Genomic DNA, 15,355 nt, shown 5'->3' with positions numbered 1-15,355 from the left:
AAAAAATCTGTGATATCCGCCGGGGCTTATCTTCATTCAGCAGGTGGTTGGGGCATCGGCTGAATTTAATAAAACAAGCGTTCAAATCATCTGTAAAGGTTAACGAAGATATAGCTAAAAGTAATAACAAATCAAACTGGAGAGGGTTGTTATGAAATGAGCAATAGTTTAGCGAAAAACTTTGAAGAAATATTTGGTGGCTTAACAACATACGCGGCAACTGTTGAAGCGAATCGTTGTTTGTATTGCTACGATCCACCTTGTGTGAAGGCATGTCCAACGAGCATTAATATTCCAAGCTTTATTAAGAAGATTGCTTCGAATAATATGAAAGGTTCAGCGCGTGTCATTATGGAGTCAAATCCGGTAGGTGCAAGCTGTGCACGTGTTTGTCCAACGATCGAGCTTTGTGAGGGGGCTTGTGTGTTGAACAGTGAGGAAAAGCCGATTCAAATTGGTCATCTACAGCGCTATGCAACGGATTGGCTGCGTGAGTCGAATGTCAATCTGTTTACACCACAACCGGCAAACGGCAAGAAAGTCGCGATTATCGGAAGCGGGCCGGCAGGGTTATCTGCCGCACGTGAACTGGCATTGCTAGGGTACGGTGTGACGATTTACGAAGCAGATGAAAAAGCGGGCGGCCTGAATTATTACGGGATCGTTTCATTCCGCTTACCGCAGGATGTTGTGGAATGGGAAGTGCAGCAAGTACAAAACCTCGGCGTTGAAATTAAAACGAGTACGAAAATCGGCGAAGATGTACTGGTAGATGAACTGCTTGCAAATTATGACCGCATCATTGTGGCGGTTGGTATGGGCAAAGTACCGATGCTTGGCGTTGAGGGCGAAAACTTGGACGGTGTGTATGATGCGATTGATTTTGTGAAGGAATCAAAATCTTCATTCACAGATCGAGTGCTAGGTAAAAAAGTGCTAGTTATTGGTGCCGGTAATACGGCGATTGATGCAGCGACATGTTCTGTAAGATTGGGTGCTGAGCAAGTGCAAATCGTTTACCGTCGTACATCAAACGAAATGACGGCGTACGATTTTGAGTTTGATTTTGCGAAACAGGACGGTGTTGAATTCAGATGGCTGACATTACCGAAGCGCATTATTGGCGATGATAATGGGAAAGTGATCGGAATGGAATGCATCAAAATGAAACTGACGGACATCGAAAATGGAAAAGGGACATTAATGGAGATTCCTGGTTCTGAATTTGTCATTGAGGCGGATGCGGTTATTCGGGCGATTGGTCAAACGAAACAGTATGAGCTGATTGAGCATTTAGGGTTGGCAAATACACGTGGTGTGATTGATGTAGATCATAATAGCCTGAAGACATCGAATCCGAAAATTTACGCTTGCGGTGATGCGATTTACGGCAACGGATACGGTGAGGCGACAGTTGTATCAGCGGCGCAGCAAGGCAAAGATTCGGCTTACGCGATTCATTATGAACTAAACGCAAATTCAGAAATTGCATAGGGGGAATTGAAATGGCAGATTTACGAATAGATTTTGCTGGTATTAAGTCACCGAATCCTTTTTGGTTGGCATCGGCACCGCCGACAAACTCCGGCTATCAAGTGCAGCGTGCATTTGAAGCGGGGTGGGGCGGCGCTGTGTGGAAAACGTTGGGGGATCCTATTTTAAACGTTTCGTCACGTTTTGCTGCTGTCAGTTTCAATGGGCAAAAGGTGGCGGGTTTCAACAATATTGAGCTCATCACTGACCGACCGCTCGAAGTGAACTTACAGGAAATTTATGAAACGAAAAAGCGGTTCCCGAATCATACGATCATCGCATCGTTAATGGTGGAGCCGAAAGCAGAAAAATGGCATGAAATTGTGAAAAGAGTACAGGATGTTGGGGTAGATGGCTTCGAATTAAACTTCGGCTGCCCACATGGTATGGCGGAACGTGGCATGGGAGCCGCCTCGGGTCAAGTGCCTGAACTGGTGGAAAAGCAGACTTATTGGGCGAAAGAATATGCTGAAGTACCAGTCATCGTCAAATTGACACCGAATATTACGGATATTACTGTAACGGCTGAAGCGGCGGTGCGCGGTGGTGCTGATGCGATTAGTATGATCAACACGATCAATAGTTTGGCTGGTGTTGATTTAAACTCTTGGAACACAATTCCGCATGTTGGCAATAAAGGGGCGCACGGCGGTTATTGCGGACCGGCCGTTAAGCCAATTGCTCTGAACATGGTTGGTGAATGTGCAAGAAGTCCGTATATCAATTTACCGATTTCCGGAATTGGCGGTATTTCGAACTGGCAGGACGCTGCTGAGTTCATCTTAATGGGTTCGACGAGTGTGCAAGTTTGTACAGCGGCAATGCATCATGGCTTTGGCATTGTTGAAGATATGATTGATGGTTTAAACAACTATTTAGACGATAAAGGTTTAGCATCGGTCATGGATCTTGTTGGGAAAACAGTACCGAAATATTCGGATTGGGGAGATTTGGACTTAAATTATAAAGTTGTTGCAGAGATCAATAATGATGTTTGCATTAACTGTAATAAATGCCATATTGCCTGTGAAGATACGTCCCATCAATGTATCGATCTGTATACAGAAGATGGCCGTCCAATGCTGAAAGTGCGTGAGGAAGACTGCGTTGGCTGTAACTTATGTTCGATTGTTTGTCCGGCTGAAGGTGCGATTACGATGAAGGAACTTATTCCGACACAGCCGCCGATGACGTGGAATGAAAGACAGAAATTAATTGCAGGTTTTGCTCCAAGCAGTTCAAGTATTGCGAGGTAGGGTTTTGGCGGATATCACTGATTTTTAAAGGAATGGATGTCAGCCTAACAGTGTCGCATCGTGCGAAAACGGCTGACTGTCCATTTCCTGTAGGACCAAAAATTGAATAAAGAGAGGTGTAGCGATGTCAGACAGAAAAAGCACAAGTAGTAACTATTTAAAATCACCAGACTTACTTCCTGTCACACATGAGAATCGCAGTATTAGTATGATGGGCTTTGGCGTCATCTGGGTAGGGATGGCCATCGTACTTGCCGCATTTGCAATCGGTGCAGGAGGAATTGTAAATTTAAGTATGCCGATGCTCATCCTGGCGACACTGGTTGGCTCGATTTTAATCGGGATTTTCATGGTTGTCATCGGGGATATCGGTGTTGAACACGGATTATCGTTTCCTGTTTATATGCGTGCCCCATTCGGAACGATCGGTACGCACTTCCCGTCATTTGCCCGTGCGTTTACAGCGTCTTGCTGGTTCGGGATTAACACGTATTTCGGGGCTTTGGCGATTAACGGCATTCTGAATGTTATGTTCGGCTTTGACAACTGGTTTATTTGCTTCCTTGTATTTGCGACATTGCAATTGTTCAATGTGTCTCTAGGGATTAAATCGATTGAACGTTTCGCAGATTTCGCTGCACCGATTATTATCTTTATTTCAATTTGGATGTATTTGCAATTATCTGCTGAAGCGAAAGAGCAAGGAAAAGCGGTATGGTCTTGGGTGGAAGCACCACAAACAGGTTTTGAACAGTTTACGGCATTCATGGTAGTCGCTACGGCAATCATGGGCTTCTGGGCAACGCTTGCTGCGGATATGCCAACGCTTTCCCGTCACTTCAAAGCACCGAAAAATGAGCGTAACTGGTTCAAACGAAATAAAACACAGTTACTTGGTTCCCTTGTCGTTCAGCCTATTTTCAATACACTGATGATCGTCATTGGTGCGGTATGTTATATGGCGACTGGCTCAGGTGATCCAATCAACGCACTACAGCAAGCGGCGGGCGGTATTGTCCTAGTGATGCTGTTATCAATGATCGTACTTGCACAGTGGTCGACAAATACGTCCGCCAACGTTATTCCGGCTGCAACGATTTTCTCGAATATCGGCGGACCGAAAGTACCGTTCTGGATTGGTGTAGTCATTGCCGGTATTGTCGGAACGATTGTACAGCCTTGGAGTTTGTTCGATATTTTAAATAGCGTTCTGCTCGTTGTCGGCGGAATCCTTTCTTCCATTGTCGGTATTTTATTTGCTGACTATTACTTGCTCCGTAAGCGACGAGTAAATGTAAAGGACCTTTATGAGGTGGAAGGGCAATATCGCTATTTAAAAGGTGTCAATGTAGCGGGTATTATTGCTTGGGTGCTTGGCGGTTTGATCGCGAATATTTGGCCTTCATTTTCTTCGCTTGTCGGCTTCTTTGTAGGGGCAGCAATCTATTATGTGCTGGCGAAATACTGGTGGTTCAAAAAGTATCCGCAAGCTGAAATCATGAATCCGAGCGATGATGAATATTTAGGTATTACAGCAGGACGCAGCTGGGAAATTGACGCTGTTCCAGAACCGATTGGTGTTCAACAAACAGCTTCCACAGATTAAATTGTAAACGAGGTGCAATCATGTCAGAATTTCAGTTTGTAGAAAAAGAAATTCAGCAAATTGATGAACTGCTTGCTGAAAATTATATGATTAAAACGATCGATGAAAATCTGGAAGGGGCTTTCGTTACGTTTATCCATCCGGTAAGCCTTGAAGAGCGTTTACTGCATATTAAAATGGCAGATACGCGGAAATATTTCTCCAGTAAATTATTGGAACAAATAAGCAGTTGAAAATTTGAATCGGGCGGGCGCATTTCTTTACGGGATGCGCCTTTTATTATTTTACGGGGAACGGGTAGTTAGCTTGAGTTCCTTCTACTCCGTGGGGGATGAAAAAATCCACACTGACTGAAATTTCAATTTATAACAAAGGCATATTTCGACATGGAAATACATATTGTGAAGAAGAACAAGTGGATGCACCAGTTGAATCCAGAAAAATTTCTGATTGAAGTGGAGGGTTTTTATGGGTGAAGGGAAAGGCACATTTCAGAAATGGAGGAAGAAAGTCAACAAGAAGGTGACAACGCTTAGCAGTAAAACGTCTTTTGCGGTCGACCGGTCCAAACTGCGAAAACAAATCAATGGAATTGAAGAAGAAATCAAAATACTGAAACAGCAAATCGGGGAAATCGTCAATTTGAACCGCAACAGCCTGTTTTCGGTCAGCATGGTGAATTATCAGCTCGCACAAATTGAGGCGAAAGAAAACGCGATTGCGCAGCTGGAAAAAGATATTGAAGAATTAAATGAACTTAGTAAATTAGCGGGTGTCGAAGAGGAGGAATTAGTGCCCGACTATAAAGTAAAGCAAACGATTGATGATATTACGGCGTCATATATATATAATTGCGCCAACTGCAATGAATGCTACGATGAACCGAAAAAGTTTTGCGAGGAGTGTGGTTATAACATGGATTAAATCGGGCTGAAGGGGGTTGACCTTTAGCTGAACATTCAGGGGGTGTGCTGGCGAACAGTGATTTCTGCTTCACTATATTACACCTAAAAAGGAGCGACCAAAAGACAAGCGGAGAGTTCCACCAGATCTTTCAGTGAAAATACCGTGTAATCAGGGTTTGTGGGGATTGTATAAAAAGGTGTATAAAGGATGTTCTAAAGGATAGGGCACAAACACTGATATAACAGCGTTTGTGCTTTTTTTGATGTGTTTTCGAATAGTGTCCATTAATCCGCATTACCAGACCTTGAAAGGGTAAAATGTTTAAACTCTTGTATCGATCGTCATAAAGGATCAATAACTGATGAGCTTTTTCTAAGGGATTTGCGCCTTCTTTTCCCTTTAAATTAACTCAATATATCCTTTATAGTAGTTATTAGAAAGGATGGGAGGTTGAACTAATTGTTTATAAAACACTTGGATCGTTACGCAATTTCGGTAAGTCTACTCGTATTATTATTAGTCCTTTCTCCAGTATTTACTGGCTTTTTTACAAGTAATGCTGTTCCCTATGCTTTTGCAGCTACTGTATTGAGTGGATCTAGCTTTTTCTTTGAATACTTATTCAACAAAGCTGGAAATGGAAGGCAAGAGAAAGGCAAGAAAATGTATTTTTATGTTATTCCAGCAAATATGATTATTTTTGTGGGTATTGTTTTACTCTTATTTAATTAATTAGTGCGATAAAAAAGCCGGCCATAAAGAACCGTAAAGATTCTTTAAGCCAGCTTTTTCTAAGCAGGATATCCTGCTCTTACTTACGATGTTCTACAAGGTCAATTGCTCCTAATACAATATGGGCAAGACCGAAACCGAAAATGGTATTGGCAAGCATCTTGTTCGTACCGATTTTTTGTTTCATTGCATACCCCGTTGCAGTGACAGCTGATCCAAGTACAGTCGGAATTAAACCTTCACGAATATTTTTCATAAAAGCCCCTCCTTCATCGTAGTAGGTGAAACGAGCACCGTTCTTATTGTTTGTATATCCACCTGAAATATTTGTTGTAAATATTGGATGAATTATTTAAAAATTGAAACTATACAATGATTCGTTCGTATAGTTTATTGGGCATACTAGTTAGGCATGTTTTTCGCTTGATCTGCTTTGCCATACATATTGAGCATTGCGCTCATGTCCTGTGGAGATAGTTGTGGCACTTGATAATAGCCTTTTTTGTTTTGGTACAATGAAATTTCATAGGCCATTTCAATGCAGTTTGGTACTGAATCTTGTAGCACGCGACGTACTACCGGGTTTGTGCTTTCTAAAGCAGCACCTGTTTTTCCTGTAGCCCCAGCTTTATGGCAGCTGAGCAAGAAACCTGAAATAATGCCATCATTAATTTCACTTGCCGAAGTGATCGGCTTTTTCGGCTCACCTGGTTTTAAGCCGTAAATAGTATCGTTGCCCATATTCATATTGTAGGTGCGTGTAGGATGTTTTGGATCATGACCTGTTTTAAAGGCCTCCACAGTAATATTATACTCATCAAGCATAAACGCATACTGGCGATCCATAATAGAAAGAAGCTCGCTATCTTGAACTTGGTCGCGAAGTAAAACATATTGGTTTAATCCGCCGATCATAGCGCTTAGTACTTCATGAACATCCAGAAGTTCATGGGCACCATGATTTGTTGAAAGGGGCATTTGATTGTCTTGAGATTGAGATGATTGGGTATACATTAATAAAAACCTCCATAGTAAGAAATTTCGTACGCTCTTATTGTGGAAACGAACCGTAATTTTATACGCTAATTTTAAAAAAGAGAGGATGGGGCAAATGTTTAAAAAAAATGAACGAGGCAGTGCCGTATTGGTCGCCCTTATTGCAATTGTTGTATTGATCGTCATTGCGGCAATGCTTGTCGTGCCAAAATACAATAAACTGGTAACAGGTGAAGAAACGGTGGACGCAGCATGGGCGCAAGTCGAAAACCAGCTGCAGCGTCGATTTGATTTAGTGCCGAACTTAGTAAATACGGTTAAAGGCTATGCCGAACATGAGGAAGAAATTTTCACACAGATTGCAGATGCCCGAACACAATACGGGAATGCCAATACAGTAGAAGAAACGGCGGATGCTAATAATGAGCTATCTTCTGCATTGTCCCGTTTACTCGTTGTAGTTGAAAACTATCCGAATTTAAAAGCGGATGTACAATTTGCGAGGTTAATGGATGAATTGGCAGGGACGGAAAATCGTCTAACGGTAGCGCGGAAAGATTATAATGACACGGTTCAGCAGTTTAATAATGATGTTCGCCGCTTCCCAGGAAACTTAATCGCGGGCATGTTCAGCTTTGAACAAAAAGACTACTTCGAAATTAAAGAAGGTGTGGAAGAAGCACCGGCTGTCGATTTTGGCGATTAAAGATGGGAGTCATGAGGAGCTTTGCGGCATGACCGAAGCTTCTGAAAAGGGGGACTGTATGTGAGACTATTGGTATCGCTTTTAATATGGGTAATGCTCGTACCAATCCAGGCGATGGCAGCCATACCGGATAAACCGGCTTACAATTCTTACGTTTATGATTACGCCAACGTTTTGTCCGATGATGTGGAACAAAACTTGATCCAATCGGCAAAAGCGCTCGAAGGTTCAACGGGAAATGTCATTGTTATGATGACGATTGATACGATCGATGGAATGGATGCGTTTGAGTTTGGTACGGAGACGATGCGCAGCTGGGGAATCGGTGATGAAGCGCTTGATAACGGCATGCTTATTTTTGCAACAACTGAGCAAGGACCGGGGCAAAATGATGTGTGGATTACGGTCGGCGGCGGTCTGGAAGGAGAATATCCGGACGGAAAGCTCGGCGGCATGATCGATACGTATATGCTGCCATATCTAGCTGATGGTGATTATACGAATGCGTTTGCCAGTATTTTCTCCGCTTTTTATGAAGAAATGGGTGGTGAAGCAGGCGGTGCGGATCTAGTACAGCCTGTTGCATCAAATGATGATGATGGGATTTCAATTGGTTTCATTATAATGATCATTATTATTTACTTCATCATTACGAAGTTTGGAGGTGGCGGTGGCCCAGGTGGACGCCGACGCACAGCACGCAGGGTATACCGTAGTGGCGGTTTCGGCGGTTTTGGAGGTGGCTTCGGCGGTGGCGGCGGTTCATCGGGCGGCTTTGGCGGCTTCGGTGGAGGCGGCTCGTTCGGCGGAGGCGCGGGCAGGAAGTTCTAGGTTTAAGGCAAGGCATCAGGCATCTCACTCTTTGCGGGTGGGATGCTTTTTTGGTGCGGGAGGCGGCGGTTTTCTAATAGGTTGGCGGGATGTTCTAATAAACCAGTAAAAGTTCTAATAAAACACGGAACTTCTAATATAAGTGGCCGATGTTCAAATAAGTGCCCCGCATTATCTAATAAGCATTAGAGAACTTCTAATAACCAACCCGGATGTTCCAATAAATCAAAAAAACTTCTAATAAAATCCCCGCCATCCCCACCATCATCAGCTATAATAATAAAAAAAGGGAGGAACTGCCAATGATCATCAAATTTTATTCAAAACCGGACTGCGGACTTTGCATTGAAGGACTCCAAACGTTAAAAATTGTGCAGGAAGACATCGACTTTACGATTGAACATTATAATATAGAAGAAGATGATGAAGCGCATGAAAAGTATATGCTCATGATTCCTGTTGTTGAGTATAACGGGGATGTTGTGCAATACGGACAGCTCGATTATGCGACATTGTATGAGGCACTGGTGGACTAGCTATCGGTGCCTGTTCGCTATTTTTTGCGAATAATTCCGTCATAAAAGTTGCAAATCACTCCGAGACGATCTATAATGAAGTCAGAAATTCTTTTTTTTACCCCATGTGGGACATAAAATATTTATGTGGGACATATATTGTCCAACAAGATAAATCAGGTAGGTGGTTTTTTGACGGATATTTCATTTTTTGCAGCTGAGCGTAAACTAATGCCTGAAATTGATGCTCTTTTTCAAAAGAGGTTTCGAGTTTTACAAGCAATTGCGACATTTAGCCCGATTGGCAGACGTGCTTTAGGAGAACAGCTTCAGATGACAGAGCGTGATATCCGTAATGAAACAACGGTCCTGAGCGAGCAGCAATTGATCTTGATTCAAAAAAAAGGCATGATTTGCACGCCAAAAGGGTATGAAGTAATAGAGCAGCTTTACGAACTGTATCGTGAGCTTTCCGGTATTGTAGCGATGGAACAGCAGCTTACAAACATCTTTGGCATCGCACGTGTCATCATTGTGCCAGGTGATGCCGAACAGGATGAAACGGTAAAGCAGCAGCTCGGTAAAGTTGCGGCACAAGTACTACAGCAGATTGCACCTGCAAAAGCGAAAATTGCGGTGACAGGCGGCAGCAGTGTTGCTTCGATGAAGGAATATTTATCGGATGTCCCGGTGCTGAGCGACGCAAACTTTATTGCGGCACGCGGTGGTATGGGCGATGAGATGACATTCCAGGCGAATACAATTGTTTCGAAGTTTTCAAAAAGATGCGGAGCAACCTACCGCACATTGTTTTTGCCGGAGCATTTAAGTGAGCAGGCATATGAAGCGATGAAGGATGAACCGATTATCCGGGAGATGATTACACTTTATGAACAGGTGGATATCGTGATTCACGGAATCGGTGCAGCACAGGAAATGGCACTTCGTCGTAAAAGCTCACAGCAGGAGCAGCAAATACTTGAAGAAAAAGGCGCGGTTGCCGAAGCATTTGGCTACTATTTCAATGCAGATGGCGACATTGTCCATCATCTGAGGACAATTGGAATTCAGCGTCATCAAGTTAACAAAGCGCAACATGTTCTTGCCATTGCGGCAGGCAGAAATAAGGCTGCAGCGATTCAGGCGTATTTTAAAAACGCTGCACCGCAAACGATTTTGATTACAGATGAGCAAACTGCAAGTACAATCCTTAAAAATTAAATATGTTTTTAAAAGTATGATTTTACCCATACTATTTTAATAATAAAGTTATTGGAGGAATTACACATGGCATTACAATTAGCAATCAATGGTTTTGGACGAATCGGACGTTTAGTATTCCGTGAAGCAATGAAGCACGAGGAATTTGAAGTAGTTGCAGTAAATGATTTAACTGATGCGAAACAACTTGCACATTTATTAAAATACGACTCAGTACATGGAGTGTATGATGCAGACGTTCAAGCGGAAGAAGATGCATTTATCGTAAACGGCAAACGCATTCAAGTGCTATCAGAAAAAGATCCTGCACAATTACCATGGGGTGAACTTGGTGTAGATGTAGTTTTAGAATGTACAGGTAGATGGCGTTCAATGGAAGAAGTATCGAAACATATTGAAGCCGGCGCGAAAAAAGCAATCCTTTCTGCACCAGCAAAAGGCGATATGCCAACATATGTAATGGGCGTTAACCACGAAGATTACGACCCAGCACAAGATGTTATTTCAAATGCTTCTTGTACGACAAACTGTTTAGCACCACTTGCAAAAGTGTTGGATGAAAAGTTCGGCATCAAACGCGGTATGATGACAACAATTCACTCATATACAAATGACCAACGTATCCTTGACTTCCCGCACTCTGACCCACGTCGTGCACGTGCAGGCGCGGTATCAATGATTCCGACAACTACAGGTGCAGCAATCGCAGTATCGAAAGTATTGCCACAATTAAAAGGCAAACTGGACGGTTTCTCAATGCGTGTTCCAACACCAAACGTTTCATGTGTTGACTTAGTTGTTGAATTGGATAAAGACGTAACAACAGATTCAATTAACGCAGCATTAAAAGAAGCATCTGAAGGCGATTTAAAAGGAATTCTTGCATACAACGAATTACCGTTAGTATCTATCGACTACAATGGTAACCCGGCTTCATCTACAATTGATGGTTTATCAACAATGGTAATGGAAGGTCGTATGGCGAAAGTTGTTTCTTGGTATGATAACGAAATCGGCTACTCTACTCGTTTAATGGATTTAGCTTTATATATCGCTAAACAAGGAATCGAAAAAGCATAATATTTCGATAAAATGTGACATACTTTTTCGGAATTAAAGAAAAAGTGTGACATATTAAAAGGAAATGGGCATAAAAAGTATAGCCTTTAATACAGGTAAACCTTATAATAAATAAGGGTAAAAGAGCGGCAGGGACTCACCCGGACCGCTCTTTTTTCGGATATAAGGAAAATATACAAAACAGAGGCGAAATCAAGACAGCCTTATCGAATTTTGTTACTATCTTAACTAACGAGTATACAATCCACAATAATTGACGAACGAGTATGAAGGAGGATGTTCAGTATGTTTTTAAAGAAATCAATGAACGATGTAGATGTAAAAGGAAAACGCGTATTTGTGCGTGTCGATTTTAATGTGCCGATGGATGAGGGCCGCATTACCGACGAAACGCGTATTCGTGCAGCTATTCCAACAATTGAACAATTAGTAAACGCTGGAGCAAAAGTAATTTTAGCTTCACATCTTGGCCGTCCAAAAGGCGAAGTGAATGAGGACATGCGCTTAACAGCAGTCGGCGAGCGTCTTTCGGAATTAATGAACAAGCCAGTCAAAAAATTGGATGAATCAATTGGTTCAGATGTAGAAGCAGCGGTTAACAATATGCAAGACGGCGAAATTATCCTGCTTGAAAATGTTCGTTTCCATAAAGGCGAAGAGAAAAACGACGAAGCATTGGCAAAAGAGTTTGCGAAATTAGCGGATCTTTATGTAAATGATGCGTTTGGTGCAGCTCACCGTGCGCATGCTTCAACAGAGGGCATTGCAAAACATGTACCGGCTGTATCAGGTCTATTAATGGAAAAAGAACTGGACGTATTAGGGAAAGCTTTATCCAATCCGGAGCGCCCGTTCACAGCGATTATTGGTGGAGCGAAAGTTAAAGATAAAATCGGGGTTATTGAAAACCTGTTGGATAAAGTGGATCACCTGATTATCGGCGGCGGTTTAGTATTTACGTTCGTAAAAGCGATGGGTCATGATATCGGGAAGTCATTGCTGGAAGAAGATAAAATCGAGCTGGCAAAAGGCTTTATCGAACAAGCGAAAGAAAAAGGTGTACAGCTGCATATGCCGGTCGATGCTGTCGTAGCAAACGAGTTTTCTAAAGATGCGGAAACTCAAGTTGTGGCAATCGATGCAATTCCATCTGATTGGATGGGACTGGATATCGGACCGAAAACGGCTGAAAACTATGCAGAAGTAATTAAGCAATCAAAATTAATCATTTGGAACGGACCAATGGGTGTATTCGAAATGGAAAAATTCGCAAACGGTACGAAAACAGTAGCGGATGCAATGGCAACAACAGACGGCTACACAATTATCGGCGGCGGTGACTCAGCTGCAGCGGTAGAAAAATTCGAAGTCGCTTCGAAAATGGACCATATTTCAACAGGCGGCGGTGCTTCATTAGAGTTAATGGAGGGTAAAGAATTACCGGGAATTGTTGCGTTAAACGATAAATAAATCATTAATAGGATAAATTATCTGTGACTACAGGATGTTAGTTGTTTGGAGCGAAGGCGGCGACTCTACCGGGAAAAGCGCGATACTCGAGACTATAGGCTTGAGCCGCGCCCGGGGAAAGCGTCCGCCGTAGCGGAAAACAACGGCATGATTGAACAGAATCTTTTAAAAACGGAGGGTTTTGAATGAGAAAACCGATCATAGCAGGAAACTGGAAAATGTATAAGTCCTTTGATGAGGCAGTTGATTTTATCGAAGAAATCCAACAAGAGGTTCCTTCTCCGGATAAAGTTGATGCGGTCATCTGTGCACCTGCATTATATTTACCGACACTTGTCGTAGGGGCAGAAGATTCAAGCCTGGCAATTGGCGCGCAAAACATGCACTTTGAAGACGAAGGAGCATTTACAGGCGAGATCAGCCCGAAAATGCTTTCGAATGTCAATGTCGATTATGTCATTTTAGGGCATTCGGAGCGTCGTGAGCTATTCAATGAAACAGACGAAGCGATCAACAAAAAAGTCCGTGCTGCTCTTAATTACGGTATTGTACCGATTATTTGCTGCGGCGAAACATTGGAAGAGCGTGAAGCGGGTCAAACCGAAGCAAAAGTAGCACGCCAAATTACAAAAGCGTTAAAAGACTTTGCTCCAATTGAAGTTGAGCATATGGTCATTGCGTATGAACCAATCTGGGCAATCGGAACAGGGAAAACAGCTACTGCAGAAGATGCGAATACAGTATGCTGTGCAATCCGTCTGGCGGTTGAAACATTATACGGAAAAGATACAGCTGAAAAAGTGCGCATTCAATACGGTGGCAGTGTAAAGCCTGAGAACATTGAAGAGCTTTTATCACAAGAACATATCGATGGCGCATTAGTAGGAGGAGCAAGCCTACAACCAGCATCATTCATGAAATTATTGGAGGCGGCAGCAAATGCCTAAACAACCCGTAGCATTAATTATTTTAGACGGCTTTGCCTTTCGTGATGAAGTAAAAGGTAATGCCGTAGCACAAGCAAATAAACCGAATTTCGACCGTTACTGGCAAGCCTTCCCACATGCAACTTTAATAGCAAGTGGTGAAGCAGTAGGTCTACCGGAAGGCCAAATGGGGAACTCTGAAGTTGGACACTTGAATATCGGGGCTGGACGCATTGTATACCAGTCCCTGACACGTATTCACAAATCGATTCGTGATGGGGATTTCTTCCGCAATGAATCGTTTCTTGCGGCTGTTGAACATGCAAAAGCACATGGTTCGAAGCTCCATTTGATGGGTCTTCTATCAGATGGCGGTGTTCATAGTCACTATGAGCATCTATTTGCCTTATTGAAATTGGCTAAAGCAAATGGTCTTGAACAAGTATATGTTCACGGCTTCCTGGATGGCCGCGATGTCGGTCCAACGACAGCACTTGAATATATTTTGGAAACAGAAAAACAGATGAAAGAAATCGGAATCGGGAAGTTCGCATCGATTCATGGCCGTTACTATGCAATGGACCGTGACCGTCGCTGGGAACGTGTCGGCTTAACGTACAATGCATTAGTTGATGGAATCGGACAAACAGCTTCTTCCGCAACAGCAGGTGTCCAGTCTTCCTATGAACGTGAATTGACTGATGAATTCGTTGTGCCGTTTGTCGTGACTGAAGAAGGCCGACCTGCCGCAACGATCAGCACGAACGATGCGGTCATTTTCTTTAACTTCCGTCCGGACCGTGCGATTCAATTATCGTCTTTAATGACGAATGAAAAATTTGATGCAATGCCACGCTCTGAAAATCACCCGACGAATCTGAAATTCGTTACGTTTACACATTATAGCGATGATGTCGTAGCAGATGTAGCATACGAAAATGATAATTTAGTCAATACGGTCGGTGAGGTTATTTCAAAGGCTGGCAAAACACAGCTTCGCATTGCGGAAACGGAAAAATATCCGCATGTCACGTTCTTTATGAGCGGTGGCCGTGAAGAAACATTTGCTGGCGAGGAGCGTATTTTAATCGCGTCTCCAAAAGTGGCGACTTACGACTTGAAGCCTGAAATGAGTGCGTATGAAGTGACAGATTCTTTACTGGAAGCTATTGCAGGAGAAAAGTTCGATGCAATTATTTTAAACTTTGCAAACCCGGATATGGTCGGACATTCCGGAATGCTTGAACCAACAATAAAAGCAATTGAAACAGTGGATGAGTGCCTAGGTAAAGTCGTTGATGCAATTACTGCTAAAGGCGGTTATGCAATCATTACAGCTGACCATGGCAACTCGGATGAAGTGGTGACACTGGATGACAAGCCGATGACAGCACATACGACAAACCCGGTGCCGGTGATTGTCACAAAGCCTGGTGTCGTGCTGTATGAAGACGGCATCCTAGCTGATTTAGCACCGACAATGCTTGAATTACTTAATATTGCCCAGCCTGCAGAGATGACAGGGAAATCGTTAGTTATGCCAAGCGAACAGTAATTGATCGCGCGGTTAATTATAT

The 15,355-nt window shown here is 42.9% G+C and carries 16 protein-coding genes; 14 read left to right on the top strand and 2 right to left on the bottom strand.

The annotated features are described in order from the left end of the window. The first annotated feature begins 156 nt into the window (after nucleotides 1-156). From MHB58_RS16800 to MHB58_RS16775, 6 genes are all read left to right on the top strand, one after another. Nucleotides 157-1,494, top strand: a complete 1,338-nt coding sequence (locus MHB58_RS16800; protein WP_008406380.1) for an NAD(P)-dependent oxidoreductase — start codon at nucleotides 157-159, stop codon at nucleotides 1,492-1,494. An 11-nt stretch (nucleotides 1,495-1,505) separates the two neighbouring features. Next, the gene (gene preA / locus MHB58_RS16795; protein ID WP_340735690.1) at nucleotides 1,506-2,789 is read left to right on the top strand and encodes an NAD-dependent dihydropyrimidine dehydrogenase subunit PreA; all 1,284 of its coding nucleotides are present in this window, start codon (nucleotides 1,506-1,508) and stop codon (nucleotides 2,787-2,789) included. Nucleotides 2,790-2,913: 124 nt separating this feature from the next. Then, entirely contained in the window at nucleotides 2,914-4,395 is a 1,482-nt protein-coding gene (locus MHB58_RS16790; RefSeq protein WP_340735689.1) for an NCS1 family transporter, read from the top strand. A gap of 20 nt (nucleotides 4,396-4,415) precedes the next feature. Beyond that, complete coding sequence (locus MHB58_RS16785) at nucleotides 4,416-4,628, top strand: hypothetical protein (RefSeq protein WP_008406375.1); 213 nt, start codon at nucleotides 4,416-4,418, stop codon at nucleotides 4,626-4,628. 235 nt (nucleotides 4,629-4,863) lie between these two features. Next, the gene (locus MHB58_RS16780) at nucleotides 4,864-5,319 is read left to right on the top strand and encodes a nucleotide-binding protein (protein WP_340735688.1); all 456 of its coding nucleotides are present in this window, start codon (nucleotides 4,864-4,866) and stop codon (nucleotides 5,317-5,319) included. Nucleotides 5,320-5,760: 441 nt separating this feature from the next. After that, nucleotides 5,761-6,033, top strand: a complete 273-nt coding sequence (locus MHB58_RS16775) for a hypothetical protein (RefSeq protein WP_340735687.1) — start codon at nucleotides 5,761-5,763, stop codon at nucleotides 6,031-6,033. A gap of 79 nt (nucleotides 6,034-6,112) precedes the next feature. Here MHB58_RS16775 and MHB58_RS16770 read toward each other — a convergent pair whose 3' ends face one another. Together MHB58_RS16770 and MHB58_RS16765 are read right to left on the bottom strand one after the other, a co-directional pair. Continuing rightward, nucleotides 6,113-6,289: a hypothetical protein gene (locus MHB58_RS16770; protein WP_008406370.1), complete on the bottom strand. Its 177-nt coding sequence runs from the start codon at nucleotides 6,287-6,289 to the stop codon at nucleotides 6,113-6,115. Nucleotides 6,290-6,435: 146 nt separating this feature from the next. Further along, nucleotides 6,436-7,047 (bottom strand): spore coat protein, encoded by a 612-nt coding sequence (locus MHB58_RS16765; RefSeq protein ID WP_008406368.1) that lies wholly within the window; start codon nucleotides 7,045-7,047, stop codon nucleotides 6,436-6,438. 97 nt (nucleotides 7,048-7,144) lie between these two features. On the opposite strand from MHB58_RS16765, the gene MHB58_RS16760 reads away from it, so the two are divergent. From MHB58_RS16760 to gpmI, 8 genes are all read left to right on the top strand, one after another. Beyond that, nucleotides 7,145-7,735: a LemA family protein gene (locus MHB58_RS16760; protein WP_065216743.1), complete on the top strand. Its 591-nt coding sequence runs from the start codon at nucleotides 7,145-7,147 to the stop codon at nucleotides 7,733-7,735. 60 nt (nucleotides 7,736-7,795) lie between these two features. After that, nucleotides 7,796-8,566 (top strand): TPM domain-containing protein, encoded by a 771-nt coding sequence (locus MHB58_RS16755; RefSeq protein ID WP_065216744.1) that lies wholly within the window; start codon nucleotides 7,796-7,798, stop codon nucleotides 8,564-8,566. A gap of 302 nt (nucleotides 8,567-8,868) precedes the next feature. Further along, nucleotides 8,869-9,102 (top strand): glutaredoxin family protein, encoded by a 234-nt coding sequence (locus tag MHB58_RS16750; RefSeq protein WP_065216745.1) that lies wholly within the window; start codon nucleotides 8,869-8,871, stop codon nucleotides 9,100-9,102. A gap of 138 nt (nucleotides 9,103-9,240) precedes the next feature. Further along, a complete protein-coding gene (locus tag MHB58_RS16745; protein ID WP_148271494.1) occupies nucleotides 9,241-10,302 on the top strand; it encodes a sugar-binding transcriptional regulator in 1,062 nt (353 codons plus the stop codon). Between the two features lie 66 nt (nucleotides 10,303-10,368). Next, complete coding sequence (gap, locus tag MHB58_RS16740) at nucleotides 10,369-11,382, top strand: type I glyceraldehyde-3-phosphate dehydrogenase (protein ID WP_014822795.1); 1,014 nt, start codon at nucleotides 10,369-10,371, stop codon at nucleotides 11,380-11,382. A 285-nt stretch (nucleotides 11,383-11,667) separates the two neighbouring features. Further along, the gene (locus MHB58_RS16735) at nucleotides 11,668-12,852 is read left to right on the top strand and encodes a phosphoglycerate kinase (RefSeq protein ID WP_340735686.1); all 1,185 of its coding nucleotides are present in this window, start codon (nucleotides 11,668-11,670) and stop codon (nucleotides 12,850-12,852) included. 185 nt (nucleotides 12,853-13,037) lie between these two features. Continuing rightward, nucleotides 13,038-13,799: a triose-phosphate isomerase gene (gene tpiA, locus MHB58_RS16730; protein ID WP_008406354.1), complete on the top strand. Its 762-nt coding sequence runs from the start codon at nucleotides 13,038-13,040 to the stop codon at nucleotides 13,797-13,799. Then, nucleotides 13,792-15,333 (top strand): 2,3-bisphosphoglycerate-independent phosphoglycerate mutase, encoded by a 1,542-nt coding sequence (gene gpmI, locus MHB58_RS16725; protein WP_340735685.1) that lies wholly within the window; start codon nucleotides 13,792-13,794, stop codon nucleotides 15,331-15,333. Before tpiA ends, gpmI begins: the two co-directional genes overlap by 8 nt. Nucleotides 15,334-15,355: the final 22 nt, after the last annotated feature.

The sequence above is a fragment of the Solibacillus sp. FSL K6-1554 genome (assembly GCF_038005185.1).
Taxonomy (GTDB): domain Bacteria; phylum Bacillota; class Bacilli; order Bacillales_A; family Planococcaceae; genus Solibacillus; species Solibacillus silvestris.
The sequence above is the reverse complement of the archived record's forward strand: the minus strand, read 5'-3'. Positions and strand labels throughout refer to the sequence as shown.